This window comes from Escherichia sp. MOD1-EC5189, from assembly GCF_002966045.1.
Classification (GTDB): Bacteria; Pseudomonadota; Gammaproteobacteria; order Enterobacterales; family Enterobacteriaceae; genus Escherichia; species Escherichia coli_F.
Genome location: NZ_PTRX01000005.1, coordinates 141,218 through 163,082 on the forward strand (window position 1 = coordinate 141,218; position 21,865 = coordinate 163,082).

Genomic DNA, 21,865 nt, shown 5'->3' on the forward strand with positions numbered 1-21,865 from the left:
CAAATAGCAATCATATTCAATAAGGCAAGACGATCAGGATCAGTGAAAATGTCATTTTTGGTGTAATTGACCTTACTTTATGCATGGTCTTAACAAAGACATCATCTTTCCGTTGCAGATCTTCGCCCTTTCAAATAACGTACTTTACAACTTTCCCGAACAAGGAGTTGTGCCCGTGTTGTATGTTATTTACGCTCAAGACAAAGCTGATAGCCTCGAAAAACGCCTTTCCGTTCGTCCGGCACATTTAGCACGTTTACAGTTACTGCATGATGAAGGTCGATTGTTGACCGCCGGTCCAATGCCAGCAGTAGACAGTAACGATCCAGGGGCTGCGGGATTTACTGGCTCAACCGTTATTGCTGAATTTGAATCGCTGGAAGCAGCTCAGGCCTGGGCCGATGCTGACCCGTACGTAGCGGCAGGAGTCTATGAACACGTTTCAGTGAAACCATTTAAGAAAGTGTTCTGAATAGAGATTCAATATTTAAGGGCACGGTTTTAGCAACCGTGTTCTAGTTTGGCCTTTCCTTATAGGTCGGTCAGTGCATTCACCCCCACAAGCAGATAATAACTTTATCTGTATTTCTTTATATGATGTGAGCATATTCAGGAAAAATGCCCTTTCCTGACGCAGAGTTGCTCACTCAAAACCTTTGATTACTTCAGATAAAGTCATCTACTATTGTTTAACACATTCACGTGCTGCATGTATGTTCAGAAAATGTGCACGTTGAGATAATTAAACAAAATTGTGGTTACAGAGGTATCAGTGAGTCACTGGACTACATTCAAACAAACAGCAACAAATTTATGGGTGACCCTACGGCACGACATTCTCGCGCTGGCCGTCTTTTTAAATGGATTGCTTATTTTTAAAACAATCTATGGTATGTCGGTCAATTTGCTTGATATTTTCCATATAAAAGCCTTTTCAGAGTTAGATCTCTCCTTGCTGGCAAATGCCCCACTCTTTATGCTCGGCGTCTTTCTTGTCCTGAACTCCATTGGCTTACTGTTCCGGGCAAAGCTCGCATGGGCAATCAGTATCATTTTGTTGTTGATAGCGCTAATTTACACCCTGCATTTTTATCCCTGGCTGAAATTTAGTATTGGATTTTGCATTTTTACGCTGGTGTTTTTGCTGATACTGCGCAAAGACTTCTCCCACAGTAGCGCCGCAGCCGGGACAATTTTCGCATTTATTAGTTTCACGACGTTACTGTTTTACTCCACCTACGGTGCGCTTTATTTAAGCGAAGGTTTTAATCCGCGAATAGAAAGTTTGATGACCGCGTTCTATTTTTCGATAGAAACCATGTCAACCGTCGGCTATGGCGATATTGTCCCTGTTTCTGAATCAGCACGATTGTTCACTATTTCGGTCATTATTTCCGGCATTACCGTTTTTGCCACCTCCATGACTTCAATTTTTGGTCCGCTTATCCGCGGGGGATTCAACAAACTTGTAAAAGGAAACAATCATACAATGCATCGTAAAGATCATTTTATTGTTTGCGGGCATTCGATTCTCGCCATCAATACGATTCTGCAACTGAATCAACGCGGACAAAATGTAACGGTTATCAGCAACTTGCCTGAAGATGATATTAAGCAACTTGAGCAACGCTTAGGCGATAATGCTGATGTTATCCCCGGTGACAGCAATGACAGTTCGGTATTAAAGAAAGCAGGAATCGATCGATGCCGGGCCATTCTGGCGCTGAGTGATAACGATGCTGATAACGCGTTTGTTGTACTCTCGGCAAAAGATATGAGCAGTGATGTCAAAACAGTTCTCGCCGTCAGTGATAGCAAAAACCTGAATAAGATTAAGATGGTACATCCGGATATCATTCTCTCGCCGCAACTGTTTGGCAGCGAAATTCTGGCACGAGTTTTAAATGGTGAAGAGATTAATAATGATATGCTCGTTTCAATGTTGTTGAACTCCGGTCATGGTATTTTCAGCGATAACGATGAACAAGAAACGAAAGCTGACAATAAAGAATCGGCGCAAAAATAGAGTTTGAAGACGAAAGGGCAAACTTATTGGGCACCGCAATGGTGCCCAGAACATTTAGATATTGTAGATCGCAAACAATAACGAGTTACGCTGTTTGTTTAGAATGCACTTCCTGATGCTGTGGATACGCATATTTCGGCGCGACTGCCCCTCAAGCCAACGCGATTTACGTCGGCTAGCCTGACGCTGCATGCGCCAGCGCCCCACTTCCGTTCTACTCCGCTTCATGTTAACTACTCTATGCAATAACAGAATGGTCATTATACCCCCGACCCCGACGCTGACCAGTGCTTTTCCCGCGTTTTTATTTGCCAGATGAATCCATATGCGTAAACTCATAACAATGCGCTTTCAAAAGGATTTCTAATCTATGACAACCGTTTATACGTTGGTGAGTTGGTTGGCCATTCTGGGATACTGGTTGCTCATTGCAGGCGTAACTTTACGCATTCTAATGAAACGACGCGCAGTTCCCTCCGCGATGGCCTGGCTGTTGATCATTTACATTCTGCCCTTAGTCGGAATTATTGCCTATCTTGCCGTTGGCGAGCTCCATTTAGGCAAACGCCGCGCTGAGCGCGCCAGAGCGATGTGGCCTTCCACCGCAAAATGGCTTAACGACCTTAAAGCCTGTAAGCATATCTTCGCCGAAGAAAACAGCAGTGTCGCAGCGCCATTATTCAAGCTTTGTGAGCGTCGTCAGGGGATCGCTGGGGTCAAAGGGAATCAGCTGCAACTGATGACCGAGTCAGATGATGTGATGCAGGCGTTAATCCGCGACATCCAGCTCGCTCGCCATAATATCGAGATGGTGTTTTATATCTGGCAGCCCGGCGGCATGGCGGACCAGGTGGCTGAATCATTAATGGCCGCTGCGCGACGCGGCATTCATTGCCGATTGATGCTTGACTCCGCCGGCAGTGTGGCTTTTTTCCGCAGCCCGTGGCCCGAGCTAATGCGTAATGCCGGTATTGAAGTGGTCGAAGCCTTAAAGGTCAATCTGATGCGTGTGTTTTTACGCCGTATGGATCTGCGCCAACATCGCAAGATGATCATGATCGATAATTACATCGCGTACACCGGCAGCATGAATATGGTCGACCCTCGCTACTTCAAACAGGATGCGGGTGTAGGGCAATGGATTGATCTGATGGCGCGTATGGAAGGTCCCATCGCCACCGCGATGGGGATTATATATTCCTGCGACTGGGAGATTGAAACCGGGAAACGTATTCTGCCGCCACCACCAGATGTCAATATTATGCCGTTTGAGCAGGCCAGCGGTCACACCATTCACACAATTGCTTCTGGCCCCGGCTTTCCGGAAGATCTCATTCACCAGGCATTACTGACTGCGGCTTATTCGGCACGTGAATATTTGATCATGACGACGCCCTACTTTGTGCCCAGCGATGATTTACTTCATGCGATTTGCACGGCGGCGCAGCGCGGGGTGGATGTCAGTATTATCCTTCCGCGAAAAAATGATTCAATGCTGGTTGGCTGGGCCAGTCGCGCGTTCTTTACGGAACTGCTGGCTGCTGGGGTTAAAATTTATCAGTTTGAAGGCGGGTTATTGCATACCAAGAGCGTGCTGGTCGATGGCGAATTAAGTCTGGTTGGTACCGTTAACCTTGATATGCGTAGTCTGTGGCTGAATTTCGAGATTACCCTGGCAATCGACGATAAAGGGTTTGGTGCTGACCTCGCCGCCGTTCAGGACGATTATATTTCGCGTTCTCGTCTGCTCGATGCCCGTTTATGGTTAAAACGCCCATTATGGCAACGTGTCGCCGAGCGACTGTTTTACTTCTTCAGCCCGTTGCTGTAAAACGTCGCCAACAGAGGTTAAACAGGTAGTGACTATGGATATGGATCTAAACAATCGCCTGACTGAAGATGAAACGCTTGAGCAGGCCTACGATATTTTTCTCGAACTGGCTGCCGACAATCTCGATCCAGCTGATGTTCTGCTGTTCAATCTTCAGTTTGAAGAGCGCGGCGGCGCGGAGTTATTCGATCCGGCAGAAGACTGGCAGGAACATGTTGATTTCGATTTGAACCCAGACTTTTTTGCCGAAGTGGTGATTGGTCTGGCAGACAGTGAAGATGGTGAAATCAACGATGTTTTCGCCCGCATTCTGTTATGCCGCGAAAAAGATCACAAACTTTGCCATATCATCTGGCGGGAATAAATAATCGCTTTCGGCGTGAAAAAGGGCTGACAACTGTCAGCCCTTATTTTGTTTAAAGCGGATCGACTTTCAGGCAAGACACGGCGTGTCTGAAACTCCCCTCCAGCACAGGACGTGTTTTGGCACACTCTGGACCGGCAATCGGGCAGCGGGTACGGAAAACACAACCGGAAGGCGGGTTGATCGGCGACGGTAATTCCCCTTCCAGTAACTGGATAGTTTTGTTCTTCTCCAGATCCGGATCAGGTATGGGGACTGCCGACATCAATGCCCTGGTGTAAGGATGTAGTGGATTGTGATAGACCTCATCATAGGTCCCCAGTTCTACCGCATGGCCGAGATACATCACCAGCACACGATCGGAAATGTGTTTTACCACGGCCAGGTCGTGAGCGATAAAAATTAATGACAATCCCATCTCGCGTTGCAGCTGCTGGAGCAGGTTGACCACCTGCGCCTGAATTGACACGTCCAGCGCCGACACCGGCTCATCACAGATAATCAGCTTCGGTTCAAGAATAAGAGCACGAGCAATCCCGATACGCTGGCACTGCCCACCAGAGAACTCATGCGGATAGCGGTTAATCAGGTTAGGCAATAACCCGACTTTCAGCATCATCGCCTTCACGCGCTCGCGAACTTCCTGGCGTGACATTTTCGGATGATAAGTACGCAGTGGTTCAGCGATGATCTCGCCGATGGTCATACGCGGGTTAAGCGATGCCAATGGATCCTGGAAAATCATCTGAATATCACTGCGAACGGCACGCCATTCATCGGGCTTCATGCCTAGCAACTCTTTACCTAACCAGGCAACATGACCGTCGGTCGCTTTAACCAGGCCAATGATGGCGCGAGCAAAGGTGGACTTACCGCATCCCGACTCCCCTACCACACCTAATGTTTCCCCTTCATACAGGCGAAGAGTTACACCATCTACGGCTTTGAGCGTTTTCGGCGGTTGCCAGAACCACTGTTTGCCATCTTTGATTTCAAAGTGCACTTTCAGATCGGCGATTTCGAGGAGGACTTTTCTTCCTTCGGTTACAGCATTCATAACAGTTCCTCCACCGGTTTAAAGCAAGCACGCAGACGGCCAGGCGTAAACTCTTCCAGCGGCGGTGCGCTACTACAAATTTCCATCGCATGCGGACAACGTGGCTGGAACGGGCAACCTTTCGGTAATCGCAACAGGTTTGGCGGATTACCCGGGATGGTCAACATTGTTTCACCTTCCGCATCGAGACGCGGCACCGCGTTGAGTAAACCGATAGAATAAGGATGAACGGGTTGATAAAAGACATCGCGCGCGTTGCCATATTCCATCGTGCGCCCGGCGTACATTACCAGCACTTTGTCGCAGATCCCTGCCACCACGCCAAGATCATGGGTGATCATAATTATGGCGGTATTAAATTCCCGCTTCAGTTCATTCAATAGCGTCATGATCTGCGCCTGTACGGTGACGTCCAGCGCAGTAGTGGGTTCATCAGCAATCAGTAGCTTAGGTCGACATAGCAATGCCATCGCAATCATGACTCGCTGACGCATGCCACCAGAAAATTCATGCGGGTACATTTTCATGCGTTTACGTGCTTCCGGCATTTTTACCGCATCGAGCATCCGCACCGACTCTTCAAACGCTTCGGCCTTGCCCATGCCTTTATGCAGCATCAGCACTTCCATCAACTGCTCACCGACGCGCATATAGGGATTCAACGAAGTCATCGGATCCTGAAAAATCATTGAGATTTGTTCAGCACGCAGTCTATTGAGTTCACGCTCTGGCAAATTGAGGATTTCACGCCCATTGAAGGTTGCCGATCCGCCAATACGCCCATTGGCAGCCAGCAGGCCCATCAACGCAAATGCAGTTTGCGATTTACCTGAACCAGACTCACCGACAATGCCCAGCGTTTCCCCGGCACGTAGAGAAAAATTCAAATCATTGACCGCCGTGACGTCGCCATCCGGGGTACTAAAGGTGACACGCAAATCTTTCACGTTCAGCAGTGCGTCAGCCTGTTGTTGTGCGAGCGGCACAGTTGCAGTTTCAATTACGCTCATGGCTGCACTCCTTAACGATCTTTCGGGTCGAGGGCATCACGCAAGCCATCGCCGATAAAGTTGAAACAAAATAGCGTCACCACGAGGAATCCCGCTGGGAACAACAGTAACCATGGAGAGACTTCCATCGAGTTCGCGCCATCACTCAGCAATGCGCCCCAGCTGCTTAACGGCTCTTGCGTCCCCAACCCCAGGAAGCTAAGGAAAGATTCAAAGAGGATCATGCTGGGCACCAGTAGCGATGCGTAGACCACCACCACACCGAGTACGTTCGGTACAATGTGGCGAATAACAATGCCCGGCGTCGATACACCGCCAACTTGTGCCGCCTCAATAAACTCTTTACGCTTCAGACTCAGGGTTTGCCCACGCACAATACGAGCCATATCCAGCCAGGAAACCATGCCAATCGCCACGAAAATCAGCAGGATGTTTTGACCGAAAAAGGTCACCAGCAAAATGACGAAGAACATGAATGGGAAGGAGTTGAGGATTTCCAGCAGACGCATCATTACCGAATCCACTTTACCGCCCAGATAACCGGAAAGCGAACCATAAAGTGTCCCCACGACCACTGCCACCAGTGCCGCAGCAACACCGACCATGAGTGAGATACGCCCGCCAATCGCAACACGCACAAGCAGGTCGCGACCGGATGAGTCAGTACCAAAGTAGTGACCGGACTCCATATCTGGGGCGCTGGACATCATCGCCCAGTCAGTATCGTCATAGGCAAACTGCGAAAGCATCGGTGCCAGGATTACAAATAACGCGATTAGCACCAGCACTATCAGACTGGCAACCGCCGCACGGTTATGCATAAAACGTCGACGTGCGTCCTGCCACAAGCTGCGCCCTTCGACCTCCAGCTTTTCACTGAAATTTTCCAGCGTCTCGCTGTTTTTCTTACTTAACATCATCGCGAGCTCCAGTATCAGTAACGGATTTTCGGGTCGATAACCGCATATAGCACATCGACAATGGCATTAAACAAAATGGTTAACGCGCCAACCAGAATGGTCAGACTTAACACTAAGGAATAGTCACGATTCAATGCGCCATTAACGAACAATTGCCCAATCCCCGGTAAACCATAAATGGTTTCGATGACCATAGAACCGGTAATAATGCCGACAAATGCAGGGCCCATATAGGAGAGCACGGGTAACAGAGCAGGTTTTAGTGCGTGGCGTAAAATGATCCGCCGCATAGGTAACCCTTTCGCCCTGGCGGTACGAATAAAGTTGGAGTGTAAAACCTCAATCATAGAGCCACGGGTAATACGCGCGATACTGGCGATATAGGCGAGTGACAACGCCACCATTGGCAGTATCATGAATTTAAGCGCCCCGCCATTCCAGCCACCGCCCGGTAGCCAATGCAAAATGATCGCAAATATCATGACTAATAATGGCGCAACCACAAAACTGGGGATAACCACCCCGGTCATTGCCAGCCCCATCACTGTATAGTCCCATTTGGTGTTTTGTTTTAATGCAGCAATAACGCCAGCACTAACGCCCAGTACTACCGCAAGGAAAAATGCAGCGGCTCCCAGTTTTGCTGAAACCGGAAAGCTGGAGGCTACCAGGTCATTGACCGAATAATCTTTATATTTAAAAGACGGACCGAAATCGCCATGCGCCAGTTGTTTCAGGTAACTGAAATACTGAGTCATGATCGGATCATTAAGATGATATTTCGCTTCGATATTGGCCATCACTTCTGGCGGTAAAGTACGTTCGCCGGTAAAAGGGCTTCCCGGCGCGAGGCGCATCATGAAGAACGAAATAGTAATAAGAATAAATAGCGTCGGAATCGCTTCCAGACAGCGACGTAGAATAAATTTTAACATTGCCCTACCTTCTGGCCTGTGCCTTCTGTAATGCGATAAAAATCAGACACCGTGGAGCAGGACACTCCTGCCCCACGTATTGCCATTAGTGCTTCACAATGTACATATTCCGGGTGTAGGTATTATCCAGCGGATCTTTGCCGGTATAGCCACCAACCCACGGTTTCACCAGACGCGCATTCACGTAGTAATAAACAGGAACAATGGCCGAATCCTTATCCAGCTGTTGTTCTGCTTTAGTGTACAGAGCTGTGCGCTGCGCCTCGTCAGTCGCTTTCAGCGTTTCCGCCATAATGCTGTCAAAGGCCGGGCTCTTATAATGCGCGGTATTCATCGAGCTGTTCGACAGCATGGTGTTCAGGAAGGAAGTTGGTTCGTTGTAGTCTGCACACCAGCCTGCACGGGCCACATCAAAAGTGCCCTGGTGACGGGTGTCGAGGAACGTTTTCCACTCCTGGTTAACCAGTTTGACGTTTACACCAATGTTTTTCTTCCACAATGAAGAGGCAGCAATCGCCAGCTTTTTATGGAGATCGGAGGTGTTATACAACAGGTTGATGGTCAACGGTTTGTCTGCGGTATAACCCGCTTCAGCCAGCAGTTTTTTCGCTTCTTCGTTACGTTTTTCCTGGCTCCAGCCAAACCATTCCGGCTGAGTCAATTTTGCGCCATCAGTATACGGTGGAGTGTAACCATAGGCGGGCATGTCGCCCTGCGCTTTCACTTTATTAACAATGATATCGCGGTCCATACCCAGTTTCAGTGCGGTACGCACACGTACATCGTTGAATGGCGGTTTCTGGTTGTTAATTTCGTAATAATAAGTGCACAGGTATGGATCAACGTGAACTTCGTCCGGGATCTCTTTTTTCAGCTTCTGGAACAATTCGATCGGCATGTTGTTATAAGTCATGTCGATTTCACCACTACGGTAGCGGTTGACATCGGTAACTTCAGAAGCAATAGGCAAATAGGTTACCTGGTTAATAACGGTTTTCGCGTTGTTCCAGTAGGTTGGGCTGCGTTCAAGAACGATTCGTTCGTTTACGACCCAATCTTTTAAGGTATAGGCACCGTTGGTGATGATATTACCAGGCTGGGTCCATTTTTCGCCGAATTTCTCGATAGCGGCTTTTGGCACCGGTGAAGTTGATGGGTGAACAAGTAATTTATAGAAGTACGGAACAGGTTCACTTAAGGTGACTTCTAATGTGTGATCATCAATAGCTTTCACGCCGAGATCGGTAATCGGTTTTTTCCCTTCAAGAATTTCATCAATACCGGCGATATGCCCATATTGCAGATAACTGGCATACGGAGAAGCGGTGTTTGGATCAACAGAACGTTGCCAGCTATACACAAAGTCTTGTGCTGTGACTGGCGTGCCATCAGACCATTTCGCATCTTTACGCAAATGGAAGGTCCAGACTTTCGCGTCTTTATTATCCCAGGATTCAGCGACGCCAGGTGCCGGATGACCGTCAAGATCGCTGACCAGTAAGCCTTCAAACAGGTCTCGGCTGATATTAGACTCCGGAACACCTTCAATTTTATGCGGATCTAATGACTGAACTTCTGAACCATTGTTACGTACCAGCGTTTGTTTTTCCGCCAGTGTGACGCCTGCGGGTACATCAGCTGCCAGCGCGACATTCCCTGCCATAAGCGCAGCCAGAACGCCAGCTGCTACTAAACTTCTCTTGGTGATGTTGGTCATTGTTTTTTGGACTCCCTCATTATAATTACTGGTATTAACCAGCATGTGTAATCCCGGATTGGGACCCTGCACAGGCTCGGAGACTTTCTGCTGTCAGGTTACTTTATCGTTACGGATTGCTATCACTGACTTTATTTATTCTGGTGATTCAGACGATCACCTTATGTCGATTCGTACTGTGTCTCCCCTGTCGAGACACATTATTCTTTCGCGACGCTCTTTAATTGTTAATTATTCTCATTACCAATAAAAATTGTCTGGCGGTTGCCCGGAAAGTACCAAATGCGCTTCTTACTCGCCAATACATTTTGCAAAATTGTTAAGCAATTCTCTTTTATTGACCGGATCAGAATCTATAGTTTGCATCCATGTCTTAACAAACATCTTTCAATTCAATCAAATAGAGATTGGTTAAGCATGTCTATCTTTTCTGATTACAGTTCCAGTAGTGAAATGCACAATAATTTAACAATTGATTATTATTTAGCACTTTCCTCTACCAAAGGCAGTGGAATTACTAATATCATTTCAATTATTCTTCAGCAAGCCCAGGATTATGATGTGGCGAAAATAACATGATGGTGAGGAGAAGCAGTTAAGGAAATCCTTATAACTAACTGTAATTTGAGAAGAATATTTTTACCCATTCCTTTTGCTTTTGATAACTGCGCGGGAACAAAGTAAAAATAATGACGAAGTAAACGGAGCATGGCAGCTCCGTTTCATTTGAAAGGAATTAATTAAGCAGGCCGGGGAAAATCCCCTTAATACCAGTAACGATAAATTCAATCCCCAATGCCATCAGCAATAGCCCCATAATACGCGTAATCACGTTGATGCCGGTCTGGCGTAAAACCCGTACCAGCCACGGTGCCATGCGGAACAATCCCCAGCAACATAAAGCGAACAAAGCAATAGCCACAAAGAAACCAAACAGATAGCTAATGCTGTGATAACGCGTACCCCAGACGATGGTAGAACTGATCGCCCCTGGCCCCGCCATCAACGGCAACGCCAACGGCACCACACCAATGCTTTCACGTACCGCGGTTTCTGATTTTTCTTGCTTGTTCTGTTTATCCTCGCCAAGCTTGCCGCTGATCATCGACATCGCTATTGTCACCACCAGGATGCCACCGGCGATACGGAATGAATCAATTGATATACCAAAAAGTTGCAGAATCGTGTCGCCGAGAAAAAGCGAGATCCACAAGATAATGGCCACAGACAGGTTGGCTGTAAGGTTCGTTTTGTTTCGCGCTGCCGCTGTCTGATAACTGGTCATGCTGATAAAGACGGGAATAATCCCAACCGGGTTGACCAGCGCAAATAACCCGATGAAAAATTTGAAGTAAACGGGAAAATCAAAAAGGGTCTGAATCACGGTTAGCTCCGAAGCAAAAGCCGGATAATGTTAGCCATAAAAAGGTTAAAAAGACGCGCTGACAATACGCCTTTTAACCGCATTTTTCACCTCCTAACTACTTAAAATTGCTATCATTCGTTATTGTTATCTAGTTGTACAAAACATGCTAATGTAACCAACAAACCATACTACAATTTATTAACTGTTAGCTATAATGGCGAAAAGCGATGCTGAAAGGTGTCAGCTTCGCAAAAATTTGATTTGGATCACGTAATCAGTACCCAGAAGTGAGTAATCTTGCTTACGCCACCTGGAAGTGACGCATTAGAGATAAATAGCTCTAATGTTTAAACTCTTTTAGTAAATCACAGTGAGTGTGAGCGCGAGTAAGCTTTTGATTTTCATCGGTTAAGCAAATCATCACCGCACTGACTATACTCTCGTATTCGAGCAGATGATTTACTAAAAAAGTTTAACATTATCAGGAGAGCATTATGGCTGTTACTAATGTCGCTGAACTTAACGCACTCGTAGAGCGTGTAAAAAAAGCCCAGCGTGAATATGCCAGTTTCACTCAAGAGCAAGTAGACAAAATCTTCCGCGCCGCCGCCCTGGCAGCTGCAGATGCTCGAATCCCACTCGCGAAAATGGCCGTTGCCGAATCCGGCATGGGTATCGTCGAAGATAAAGTAATCAAAAACCACTTTGCTTCTGAATATATCTACAACGCCTATAAAGATGAAAAAACCTGTGGTGTTCTGTCTGAAGACGACACTTTTGGTACCATCACTATCGCTGAACCAATCGGTATTATTTGCGGTATCGTTCCGACTACTAACCCGACTTCAACGGCTATCTTCAAATCGCTGATCAGCTTGAAGACCCGTAACGCCATTATCTTCTCCCCGCACCCGCGTGCTAAAGATGCAACCAACAAAGCTGCAGATATTGTTCTGCAGGCTGCTATCGCTGCTGGTGCGCCGAAAGACCTGATTGGCTGGATCGATCAACCTTCTGTTGAACTGTCTAACGCGCTGATGCACCACCCAGACATCAACCTGATCCTCGCGACCGGTGGTCCGGGTATGGTTAAAGCCGCATACAGCTCCGGTAAACCAGCTATCGGCGTAGGCGCGGGTAACACTCCAGTCGTTATCGATGAAACTGCTGATATCAAACGTGCAGTTGCATCTGTACTGATGTCTAAAACCTTCGACAACGGCGTAATCTGTGCTTCTGAACAATCTGTTGTTGTAGTTGACTCTGTTTATGACGCGGTACGTGAGCGTTTCGCTACCCACGGCGGTTACATACTGCAGGGCAAAGAGCTGAAAGCAGTTCAGGACGTTATCCTGAAAAACGGCGCACTGAACGCAGCTATCGTTGGTCAGCCAGCCTATAAAATTGCTGAACTGGCAGGCTTCTCTGTACCAGAAAATACCAAGATTCTGATCGGTGAAGTGACCGTTGTTGATGAAAGCGAACCGTTCGCACATGAAAAACTGTCCCCGACTCTGGCAATGTACCGTGCTAAAGATTTCGAAGACGCGGTAGAAAAAGCAGAGAAACTGGTTGCTATGGGCGGCATCGGTCATACCTCTTGCCTGTACACTGACCAGGATAACCAACCGGCTCGCGTTGCCTACTTCGGTCAGAAAATGAAAACGGCCCGTATTCTGATCAACACCCCGGCGTCTCAGGGTGGTATCGGTGACCTGTATAACTTCAAACTCGCACCTTCCCTGACTCTGGGTTGTGGTTCCTGGGGTGGTAACTCCATCTCTGAAAACGTTGGTCCGAAACACCTGATCAACAAGAAAACCGTTGCTAAGCGAGCTGAAAACATGTTGTGGCACAAACTTCCGAAATCTATCTACTTCCGCCGTGGCTCTCTGCCAATCGCGCTGGATGAAGTGATTACTGATGGCCACAAACGTGCGCTCATCGTGACTGACCGCTTCCTGTTCAACAATGGTTATGCTGATCAGATCACTTCCGTACTGAAAGCAGCAGGCGTTGAAACTGAAGTCTTCTTCGAAGTAGAAGCTGACCCGACCCTGAGCATCGTTCGTAAAGGTGCAGAACTGGCAAACTCCTTCAAACCAGACGTGATTATCGCGCTGGGTGGTGGTTCCCCGATGGACGCCGCGAAGATCATGTGGGTCATGTACGAACATCCGGAAACTCACTTCGAAGAACTGGCGCTGCGCTTTATGGATATCCGTAAACGTATCTACAAGTTCCCGAAAATGGGCGTGAAAGCGAAAATGATCGCTGTCACCACCACTTCTGGTACAGGTTCTGAAGTCACTCCGTTTGCGGTTGTAACTGACGACGCTACTGGTCAGAAATATCCGCTGGCAGACTATGCGCTGACCCCGGATATGGCGATTGTCGATGCCAACCTGGTTATGGACATGCCGAAGTCCCTGTGTGCTTTCGGTGGTCTGGACGCAGTAACTCACGCCATGGAAGCTTATGTTTCTGTACTGGCATCTGAGTTCTCTGATGGTCAGGCACTGCAGGCACTGAAACTGCTGAAAGAATATCTGCCAGCGTCCTACCACGAAGGATCTAAAAATCCGGTAGCGCGTGAACGTGTTCACAGTGCAGCAACTATCGCGGGTATCGCGTTTGCGAACGCCTTCTTGGGTGTATGTCACTCAATGGCGCACAAACTGGGTTCCCAGTTCCATATTCCACACGGTCTGGCAAACGCCCTGCTGATTTGTAACGTTATTCGCTACAACGCGAATGACAACCCGACCAAGCAGACTGCATTCAGCCAGTATGACCGTCCGCAGGCTCGCCGTCGTTATGCTGAAATTGCTGACCACCTGGGTCTGAGCGCACCGGGCGACCGTACTGCTGCTAAGATCGAGAAACTGCTGGCATGGCTGGAAACGCTGAAAGCTGAACTGGGTATTCCGAAATCTATCCGTGAAGCTGGCGTTCAGGAAGCAGACTTCCTGGCGAATGTGGATAAACTGTCTGAAGATGCATTCGATGACCAGTGCACCGGCGCTAACCCGCGTTACCCACTGATCTCCGAGCTGAAACAGATTCTGCTGGATACCTACTACGGTCGTGATTATGTAGAAGGTGAAACTGCAGCGAAAAAAGAAGCCGCTCCGGCTAAAGCTGAGAAAAAAGCGAAGAAATCCGCTTAATAAGTAGCGCTGTCTGGCAACATAAACGGTCCCTTCTGGGGCCGTTTTTTTGTTTTACCCAAAGCAACTTTCCCATAAACCGACAGCATTTGCCTTCATCATATTTACGGCGATGTATAACGCCTACACACAGCGATATTGTACTTTACAGGTCACAAGTCAACGTCACTGTAAAAGCGATCTGTGAGGGGTATAGTGGCGTTAAAGAACTGTCGAGAAGGGTATATACACCGGATGAAGTGCGTAAAATGAACTGACAGGATAAAAGCGCCCTGCTCACCCTGTCAGTAAAGAAATTCTTATTAATCGTGGCGATGCCTTTCCTGAATAGCCGTTAATGAGCCGACTTCTAACGCCTCTTTATAGTGTTTGCGGCATACAGAAACGTAGCGTTCATTACCACCAATAACCACCTGCTCACCTTCGTTATAAGGTCTGCCTGCTTGATCAAGACGCAGCACCATGCTTGCTTTACGGCCACAAAAACAGATGGTTTTTAATTCAACCAGTTTGTCGGACCATGCCAGTAAGTATTGGCTGCCAATAAATAATTCACCTCGAAAATCGGTACGTAAACCATAACAAAGTACGGGTATATCGAGTTGATCTACAACCTCCGATAATTCATGTACTTGTTGTCTGGTTAAAAACTGGCATTCATCAACCAGTACGCAATGAATTGCCTGCTGTTCATGTTCCGCACGAATCTCATCAAATAATGATGAATTTTGGTTAAATAATTTTGCAGGCGATGACAAACCTATACGCGAGCTGACTTTCCCGGCACCAAAGCGATCATCAATTTCTGCCGTATATACGACAGTGCGCATGCCGCGTTCCTGGTAATTGTATGAAGATTGCAACAATGCTGTAGACTTACCCGCATTCATTGCGGAATAGTAGAAATATAGCTGTGCCATCAGCCACAGGCCCTCAATGATATGAATTAAAGTTGGCTGGAGTTTATCATAATTCGTCAGTTTTTCAGCTCAACAGTATGCATAGAAGTGGTATATGCGTTCTCCCTTACGAAGCCTTGCATAATCCTTCTGAGCTATCATTACAACTGCCTCGCTTGTTATAAGCGGGTAAATGACTGCTGGTAACTATTCACAATCTTTAACCTGTTGCGCAAGTAATAGCCCTCTGTTGACCTCCTGGAGATAGTGCAATACTAAGTCCCTGCTCTTATTGCGACTGTTCTACTTTTCATCATTCGCTTAATAGGGAATTCTCGTAAACACGACTAATACAGAAGACTGAAAGGTCGTCAGCCTACGATAATCTCCCCATAAAATGTGACATGAATCAGGAAGTTTTAACCTCACGTGCTGCGAAATCATCGGCGCAAATAGGGCTATATGCCGCGTCTTTTCTGGCTAATTTTATGAAAAGATATTTATTGGCGGCACAAAATAAAGAACAATTTTGAATTCCTTACATTCCTGGCTATTGCACAACTGAATTTAAGGCTCTATTATTACCTCAACAAACCACCCCAATATAAGTTTGAGATTACTACAATGAGCGAAGCACTTAAAATTCTGAACAACATCCGTACTCTTCGTGCGCAGGCAAGAGAATGTACACTTGAAACGCTGGAAGAAATGCTGGAAAAATTAGAAGTTGTTGTTAACGAACGTCGCGAAGAAGAAAGCGCGGCTGCTGCTGAAGTTGAAGAGCGCACTCGTAAACTGCAACAATATCGCGAAATGCTGATCGCTGACGGTATTGACCCGAACGAACTGCTGAATAGCCTTGCTGCCGTTAAATCTGGCACCAAAGCTAAACGCGCTCAGCGTCCGGCAAAATACAGCTACGTTGACGAAAACGGCGAAACTAAAACCTGGACTGGCCAGGGTCGTACTCCAGCTGTAATCAAAAAAGCAATGGATGAGCAAGGTAAATCCCTCGACGATTTCCTGATCAAGCAATAATCTTTTGTAGATGACACTTGCTTAAAATCCCGCCATTGGCGGGATTTTTTATTGTCCGGTTTAAGACAATTTAATAAGAATAAGCTATAAAAAAACGGCGTCGATTGCTCAACGCCGTTTCGTGGATAACACCGATACGGAAGTTACTTCTTAATGCCCATCTCTTCTTCAAGCCAGGCTTTAAATTCCGTGCCAAGGGTGTTATGACGAATACCGTATTCAACGAAGGCCTGCATGTAACCTAATTTATTACCGCAGTCATGGCTCTTCCCTTTCATATGATAGGCTTCCACCGTTTCTTTTTCGATCAGCATATCAATTGCGTCGGTGAGCTGAATTTCATCACCAGCACCCGGAGGGGTTTTTGCCAGCAACGGCCAAATATCCGCGCTAAGAACGTAACGACCCACAATAGCGAGATTAGACGGCGCAACATCCGCTTTTGGTTTTTCAACCACGCCAACCATCGGTACGCTTTCACCCGGCGCTAATTCAACGCCTTTGCAATCCACAACGCCATATGCGGTCACATCAGCAACCGGTTCAACCATGATCTGGCTATGACCCGTTTCATCAAAGCGGCGGATCATCTCTGCCAGGTTATCCTGTGACAAATCGGATTCATATTCATCCAGAATAACGTCAGGCAAAATAACAGCCACAGGTTCATCACCCACTACCGGGTGAGCACACAATACCGCGTGTCCCAGGCCTTTCGCCAGCCCCTGACGAACTTGCATAATAGTCACGTGCGGCGGACAAATAGACTGCACTTCATCAAGAAGTTGACGTTTTACACGTTTTTCCAGCATTGCTTCCAGTTCAAAACTGGTATCAAAGTGGTTTTCAATAGAGTTTTTAGATGAGTGAGTAACCAGCACAATTTCAGTAATGCCAGCCGCAATACATTCATTCACGACGTATTGAATTAATGGCTTATCGACAAGTGGCAGCATCTCTTTCGGGATGGCTTTCGTCGCCGGCAACATCCTGGTTCCTAATCCCGCAACGGGGATAACGGCTTTTTTGACTTTCGTATTAATGGCAGCCATTTAAATTCTCCTGGACTGTTCGTGTTTTGAACGTGTTCATATTTCTGTATCGCATCCCAGTATATCAGCACCCCGAAGGGGCTAAGTTCTGAAAAGGAGGCGAGTTAGCATAATTAAGACAATTACTTATACGAATGGCGACGATAGTACCACCAGCCGACATTAGCAGGTAATGCAAATTTAGCCCGCGTTATCGTTTGCTCATTCTGCAGACAACATCAAGCGAAGCCGACCACCGGTTCCCCATATTTGGCATTGCCAGGCATCGCATCGCTGGCTCAATTGATTCAAATAAGCGTTACCTAAAGTGCCTAACGGAACACCATTACTGATTTGCACCTGGTGTTCGCCAGTATTTAACGTCGCATTCAGACCCGCAGAAACCAGAATGAGATTTTTCAGTTCGCGATGATAATAGCCAACTAATAGCGGAAACTGCCCCGGCAGATTGGCCTGACGGAGTAAATGGTTTACCTGCTTCAATAACGCGCCCAACTCTGGCAACCGTTGATTTTGATGTGCAAGCTGTTCCTGTAATAATCCGTTAAACAATGCGCGTAATAACAAGGCAGCAAGTACGCCATTATGTCCAGCTCTGGTGACATCAAGGCAATAAAATGCAAGATCGTTTTCCGAAAGTGCGGCAATATCAAGCACCAGGCCGGGTTTGTCCGCGGCAACCAATTGACGATAATTAACCCGGCAATGGGAAATCACCTGCTGAACCGGCGGTTGCAATTCCTGTAATAATTTCGCCGCTGCGGCAGGGTTATCAACCATTGCATCCCAGTCGCGAAAAAGCCTCTCCTCTTCCTCAACGCGGGAATTAAACATGCTGGGATAGAGACAGGCAAAAACCATCTCGCGCAAGCGATTCAGATCTTTAACTGGTTTCAGCAAAACATCTTCAACGCCCAGACGTAACGCTTTGGCAATATCTGCCATATTTTCAGTGGCAGATATCACCAGAACCGGTGTCTGGTCACCTCTGTTGCGTATATGTTCCAGCAGTTTAAGCCCGTTCATTCGTGGCATCGCGATATCACATATCATCAGGTCTGGAGTGAAACCTCCCAGCAACTCAAGGGCATCCACCCCATCAGCCGCCAGTACCGTTGTCGCTCCCAATGAGGAAAACCACGAATCCAGAAGCGAGCGAAATACCTGCTCATCTTCAACAATGAGAATCTGTTTTCCGACCAATGGCTGCGTCATGTTCTCTCCCCTGACTGGCTTTACTCAATAGTGGCATGCTATTGCCACCTGCGCCTGTCAGAATTAACTTAAGTGTAGATAAAAATTCTGGTCAAATGTTGGTGCGTACCAACGGCAAAAGTTCGTCCATTTTCTTTTCCACTGCCAGCTGCCCAGCCGCAATGGCAGCGTGCGCGCGATGGAAATCAAGCGTAGATATTTGCGGGCAAACAGGTTGAATCAGAATATCGGGCGGATCACCTGCCATGCGGTTCCTTTTAAGGCGGTTCTCCAGCACCTGGATAGAAGTGGTCATAATCTCTGTTGCCGTTGGCGCTGTCACCGCCCGACGTGTCGTTATGCTGCCCAACCTTTCTTTCAGACGCGCATGCCACGGCAGAGAATCACCATTCTCGCTATTTTCTTCACTGACATTAAAGGAGAGCAGATCTTGTTGCATCAAATGAGCATCGTGCTGCAGGTCGACCGCTATCACAATATCAGCACCCAATGCACGCGTGAGCGAAATAGGAATTGGGTTAACTACTGCCCCATCAACCAGCCAGTAGCCGTTATGCGCAACGGGTGCCATTAGTCCTGGAATACTGCATGATGCACGAATAGCAAGATGGAGATCGCCTTCAGTAAACCATAATTCGCGCCCAGTACTTAAATTGGTGGCAACAGCCGCGAAGCGACGGGAACAATTTTCGATCTCTGTTTCCGGCATTATTTCGCGATATTGATTGAAGACACGCTCGCCGCGCAGTAACCCACCGCGCTGCCAGGAGAGATCCATCAGGCGTAAAACATCCCAATAACTGAAAGAGGTTACCCAATCTTCCAGCGCAGATAATCGATCGCATGCATAGGCCGCGCCCACCAGCGAACCAATTGAGCATCCTGCAACGATATCAATTTCAATACCCACTTTTTTTAGCGCATTAATAACGCCAATATGCGACCAACCTCTCGCCGCGCCAGATCCCAGCGCCAGCCCTATTTTTATCTTTCTCATTATTCCCGCAAGATTCCCCTGGAATGCAATCGTAGCAACATCGCTACTGCTCGGTTAACATAGTGCTACTCAGGCGGTTAATACGCCGTTATTGTTTCCAGGGAGATTATTTGTGTCTCAGCTTTGTCCCTGTGGTAGTGCTGTCGAGTATAGCCTATGTTGCCACCCTTATGTGTCTGGTGAAAAGGTTGCACCTGATCCAGAACATCTCATGCGTTCGCGTTACTGCGCTTTTGTGATGCAAGACGCAGATTATTTAATAAAGACCTGGCATCCATCTTGTGGAGCGGCGGCGTTACGTGCCGAATTGATTGCCGGATTTGCGCATACTGAATGGTTGGGATTGACCGTATTTGAACATTGTTGGCAGGACGGCGACAATATCGGATTTGTCAGTTTTGTTGCTCGATTTACCGAAGGTGGCAAAACAGGTGCAATAATTGAACGTTCGCGATTTTTGAAAGAAAACGGTCAATGGTACTATATTGACGGTACACGTCCGCAGTTTGGCCGCAACGATCCCTGCCCTTGTGGTTCAGGTAAAAAATTTAAAAAGTGCTGCGGCCAATAATGGTTGACGGTACGGTTAAGCAAACACTCTCAACAAGGTTTTTCCAGCAATGCATTCACTCCAACGTAAAGTTCTGCGTACTATTTGTCCGGACCAAAAAGGTCTGATCGCCCGTATTACTAATATTTGCTACAAGCACGAGTTAAATATCGTGCAGAACAATGAATTTGTTGATCACCGTACCGGGCGCTTTTTTATGCGCACGGAACTGGAAGGAATTTTTAATGATTCCACCCTGCTGGCGGATCTCGACAGCGCATTGCCAGAAGGCTCCGTACGTGAGCTGAATCCTGCCGGTCGTCGCCGGATAGTGATTCTGGTCACTAAAGAGGCGCATTGCCTTGGCGATTTGTTGATGAAAGCCAATTACGGCGGCCTGGATGTCGAAATCGCGGCAGTTATTGGTAACCACGATACTTTACGTTCTCTGGTTGAGCGTTTTGATATTCCGTTTGAGCTGGTAAGTCATGAAGGATTAAGTCGCAACGAGCACGATCAAAAGATGGCGGATGCCATTGATGCTTATCAGCCTGACTACGTGGTGCTGGCGAAGTATATGCGGGTATTAACGCCAGAGTTCGTAGCACGCTTCCCGAATAAAATTATCAATATTCACCATTCATTCCTGCCAGCGTTTATCGGTGCACGTCCCTATCACCAGGCCTATGAGCGTGGCGTGAAGATTATTGGTGCAACCGCTCACTATGTGAATGACAATCTGGATGAAGGCCCAATCATCATGCAGGACGTTATTCATGTCGATCATACATACACGGCTGAAGATATGATGCGTGCAGGTCGTGATGTCGAGAAAAACGTCTTAAGCCGCGCGCTTTACAAAGTGCTGGCGCAGCGTGTATTTGTTTACGGTAACCGGACGATTATTCTTTAATCGCCAGCAAAATAGAACTGGTTGCCTTTAATCCGTTACGGATGAAAATTACGCAACCAGTTCATTTTTCTCAACGTAACCCTTTACAGCGGCGTGTCATTTGATATGATGCGCCCCGCTTCCCCACAAGGGAGCAGGCCAGTAAAAAGCATTACCCCGTGGTGGGGTTCCCGAGCGGCCAAAGGGAGCAGACTGTAAATCTGCCGTCATCGACTTCGAAGGTTCGAATCCTTCCCCCACCACCATCACTTTCAAAAACCCCTGTATTCTCCAACGAATCCGTAACTGAATATTCTGCCCATGCGGGGAAGGATGAGAAGCTTCGACTAAGGTTCGACTCGAGCGCCAGCGAGAGAGCGTTGCCGCAGGCAACGACCCGTAGGGCGAAGCGCGCAGCGCTGAGTAATCCTTCCCCCACCACCATCACTTTCAAAAGTTCCTGAAATCCCCAACAAATCCACAATTAAATATTCTGCCCATGCGGGGAAGGATGAGAAACTTCGACCAAGGTTCGCCCCGAGCGCCAGCGAGAGAGCGTTGCCGCAGGCAACGACCCGTAGGGCGAAGCGCGCAGCGCTGAGTAATCCTTCCCCCACCACCATCACTTTCAAAAGTTCCTGAAATCCCCAACAAATCCACAATTAAATATTCTGCCCATGCGGGGAAGGATGAGAAACTTCGACCAAGGTTCGCCCCGAGCGCCAGCGAGAGAGCGTTGCCACAGGCAACGACCCGTAGGGCGAAGCGCGCAGCGCTGAGTAATCCTTCCCCACCACCATCACACCCTTAAATACTCAAAACCTGT

The 21,865-nt window shown here is 47.6% G+C and carries 20 protein-coding genes, 1 tRNA gene and 3 other RNA genes; 13 read left to right on the forward strand and 11 right to left on the reverse strand.

Annotated elements, in window-relative coordinates:
* Positions 1-175: 175 nt before the first annotated feature.
* Together ATB02_RS05970 and kch are read left to right on the forward strand one after the other, a co-directional pair.
* Positions 176-472, forward strand: a complete 297-nt coding sequence (locus ATB02_RS05970; RefSeq protein ID WP_000967595.1) for a YciI family protein — start codon at positions 176-178, stop codon at positions 470-472.
* Positions 473-772: 300 nt separating this feature from the next.
* Positions 773-2,026: a voltage-gated potassium channel protein gene (gene kch, locus ATB02_RS05975; RefSeq protein ID WP_105271245.1), complete on the forward strand. Its 1,254-nt coding sequence runs from the start codon at positions 773-775 to the stop codon at positions 2,024-2,026.
* A gap of 54 nt (positions 2,027-2,080) precedes the next feature.
* Here the strand turns inward: kch and ATB02_RS26050 are convergent, their stop codons facing one another.
* Complete coding sequence (locus ATB02_RS26050; protein WP_001309467.1) at positions 2,081-2,254, reverse strand: YciY family protein; 174 nt, start codon at positions 2,252-2,254, stop codon at positions 2,081-2,083.
* A 142-nt stretch (positions 2,255-2,396) separates the two neighbouring features.
* Between ATB02_RS26050 and cls the strand changes: the two genes are divergently transcribed.
* Together cls and ATB02_RS05990 are read left to right on the forward strand one after the other, a co-directional pair.
* Complete coding sequence (gene cls, locus ATB02_RS05985; protein ID WP_000214516.1) at positions 2,397-3,857, forward strand: cardiolipin synthase; 1,461 nt, start codon at positions 2,397-2,399, stop codon at positions 3,855-3,857.
* A gap of 34 nt (positions 3,858-3,891) precedes the next feature.
* Entirely contained in the window at positions 3,892-4,221 is a 330-nt protein-coding gene (locus tag ATB02_RS05990; protein WP_000366959.1) for an HI1450 family dsDNA-mimic protein, read from the forward strand.
* A 52-nt stretch (positions 4,222-4,273) separates the two neighbouring features.
* On the opposite strand, the gene oppF is transcribed toward ATB02_RS05990, so the two are convergent.
* The 5 genes from oppF to oppA all read right to left on the reverse strand — a co-directional run bounded on the left by oppF (position 4,274) and on the right by oppA (position 9,860).
* Positions 4,274-5,278: a murein tripeptide/oligopeptide ABC transporter ATP-binding protein OppF gene (oppF, locus tag ATB02_RS05995; RefSeq protein WP_000994905.1), complete on the reverse strand. Its 1,005-nt coding sequence runs from the start codon at positions 5,276-5,278 to the stop codon at positions 4,274-4,276.
* On the reverse strand, positions 5,275-6,288 hold the full coding sequence (gene oppD / locus ATB02_RS06000) for a murein tripeptide/oligopeptide ABC transporter ATP-binding protein OppD (RefSeq protein ID WP_105271246.1): 1,014 nt from the start codon (positions 6,286-6,288) through the stop codon (positions 5,275-5,277). Before oppD ends, oppF begins: the two co-directional genes overlap by 4 nt.
* An 11-nt stretch (positions 6,289-6,299) precedes the next feature.
* Entirely contained in the window at positions 6,300-7,208 is a 909-nt protein-coding gene (gene oppC / locus ATB02_RS06005) for an oligopeptide ABC transporter permease OppC (RefSeq protein ID WP_000979659.1), read from the reverse strand.
* 14 nt (positions 7,209-7,222) lie between these two features.
* Positions 7,223-8,143: an oligopeptide ABC transporter permease OppB gene (gene oppB, locus ATB02_RS06010; protein ID WP_000911114.1), complete on the reverse strand. Its 921-nt coding sequence runs from the start codon at positions 8,141-8,143 to the stop codon at positions 7,223-7,225.
* An 85-nt stretch (positions 8,144-8,228) separates the two neighbouring features.
* Positions 8,229-9,860, reverse strand: a complete 1,632-nt coding sequence (gene oppA / locus ATB02_RS06015; RefSeq protein ID WP_001317786.1) for an oligopeptide ABC transporter substrate-binding protein OppA — start codon at positions 9,858-9,860, stop codon at positions 8,229-8,231.
* Positions 9,861-10,142: 282 nt separating this feature from the next.
* On the opposite strand from oppA, the gene ATB02_RS26335 reads away from it, so the two are divergent.
* Complete coding sequence (locus ATB02_RS26335) at positions 10,143-10,439, forward strand: hypothetical protein (protein WP_001211521.1); 297 nt, start codon at positions 10,143-10,145, stop codon at positions 10,437-10,439.
* 157 nt (positions 10,440-10,596) lie between these two features.
* Here the strand turns inward: ATB02_RS26335 and ychE are convergent, their stop codons facing one another.
* The gene (gene ychE / locus ATB02_RS06025) at positions 10,597-11,244 is read right to left on the reverse strand and encodes an NAAT family transporter YchE (RefSeq protein ID WP_000616773.1); all 648 of its coding nucleotides are present in this window, start codon (positions 11,242-11,244) and stop codon (positions 10,597-10,599) included.
* A 476-nt stretch (positions 11,245-11,720) separates the two neighbouring features.
* Between ychE and adhE the strand changes: the two genes are divergently transcribed.
* On the forward strand, positions 11,721-14,396 hold the full coding sequence (gene adhE / locus ATB02_RS06030; RefSeq protein WP_000301634.1) for a bifunctional acetaldehyde-CoA/alcohol dehydrogenase: 2,676 nt from the start codon (positions 11,721-11,723) through the stop codon (positions 14,394-14,396).
* Positions 14,397-14,698: 302 nt separating this feature from the next.
* Here adhE and tdk read toward each other — a convergent pair whose 3' ends face one another.
* Positions 14,699-15,316 carry a thymidine kinase gene (tdk, locus tag ATB02_RS06035; protein WP_105271247.1) on the reverse strand — a complete coding sequence of 206 codons (618 nt, stop codon included), beginning with the start codon at positions 15,314-15,316 and terminating at the stop codon, positions 14,699-14,701.
* 603 nt (positions 15,317-15,919) lie between these two features.
* On the opposite strand from tdk, the gene hns reads away from it, so the two are divergent.
* Positions 15,920-16,333 carry a histone-like nucleoid-structuring protein H-NS gene (gene hns / locus ATB02_RS06040; RefSeq protein WP_001287378.1) on the forward strand — a complete coding sequence of 138 codons (414 nt, stop codon included), beginning with the start codon at positions 15,920-15,922 and terminating at the stop codon, positions 16,331-16,333.
* Between the two features lie 143 nt (positions 16,334-16,476).
* On the opposite strand, the gene galU is transcribed toward hns, so the two are convergent.
* The 3 genes from galU to rssA form a co-directional block, all read right to left on the reverse strand.
* Positions 16,477-17,385, reverse strand: coding sequence for a UTP--glucose-1-phosphate uridylyltransferase GalU (gene galU / locus ATB02_RS06045; RefSeq protein ID WP_000718995.1), 909 nt, complete (start codon positions 17,383-17,385; stop codon positions 16,477-16,479).
* A gap of 201 nt (positions 17,386-17,586) precedes the next feature.
* Complete coding sequence (gene rssB, locus ATB02_RS06050) at positions 17,587-18,600, reverse strand: two-component system response regulator RssB (protein WP_000193447.1); 1,014 nt, start codon at positions 18,598-18,600, stop codon at positions 17,587-17,589.
* A gap of 91 nt (positions 18,601-18,691) precedes the next feature.
* Positions 18,692-19,597: a patatin-like phospholipase RssA gene (gene rssA, locus ATB02_RS06055; protein ID WP_001226476.1), complete on the reverse strand. Its 906-nt coding sequence runs from the start codon at positions 19,595-19,597 to the stop codon at positions 18,692-18,694.
* Between the two features lie 112 nt (positions 19,598-19,709).
* Here rssA and ATB02_RS06060 point away from each other — a divergent pair, with 112 nt between their 5' ends.
* From ATB02_RS06060 to ATB02_RS06085, 6 genes are all read left to right on the forward strand, one after another.
* A complete protein-coding gene (locus ATB02_RS06060; RefSeq protein ID WP_001602321.1) occupies positions 19,710-20,168 on the forward strand; it encodes a YchJ family protein in 459 nt (152 codons plus the stop codon).
* A 49-nt stretch (positions 20,169-20,217) separates the two neighbouring features.
* Positions 20,218-21,060, forward strand: a complete 843-nt coding sequence (purU, locus tag ATB02_RS06065) for a formyltetrahydrofolate deformylase (RefSeq protein ID WP_000555849.1) — start codon at positions 20,218-20,220, stop codon at positions 21,058-21,060.
* A 160-nt stretch (positions 21,061-21,220) separates the two neighbouring features.
* Positions 21,221-21,305: transfer RNA gene (locus tag ATB02_RS06070), tRNA-Tyr, on the forward strand.
* Positions 21,306-21,351: 46 nt separating this feature from the next.
* Positions 21,352-21,483, forward strand: a non-coding RNA gene (locus tag ATB02_RS06075) — RtT sRNA.
* A 46-nt stretch (positions 21,484-21,529) separates the two neighbouring features.
* A non-coding RNA gene (locus ATB02_RS06080) (RtT sRNA) lies at positions 21,530-21,661 on the forward strand.
* A gap of 46 nt (positions 21,662-21,707) precedes the next feature.
* A non-coding RNA gene (locus ATB02_RS06085) (RtT sRNA) lies at positions 21,708-21,838 on the forward strand.
* Positions 21,839-21,865 lie beyond the last annotated feature (27 nt).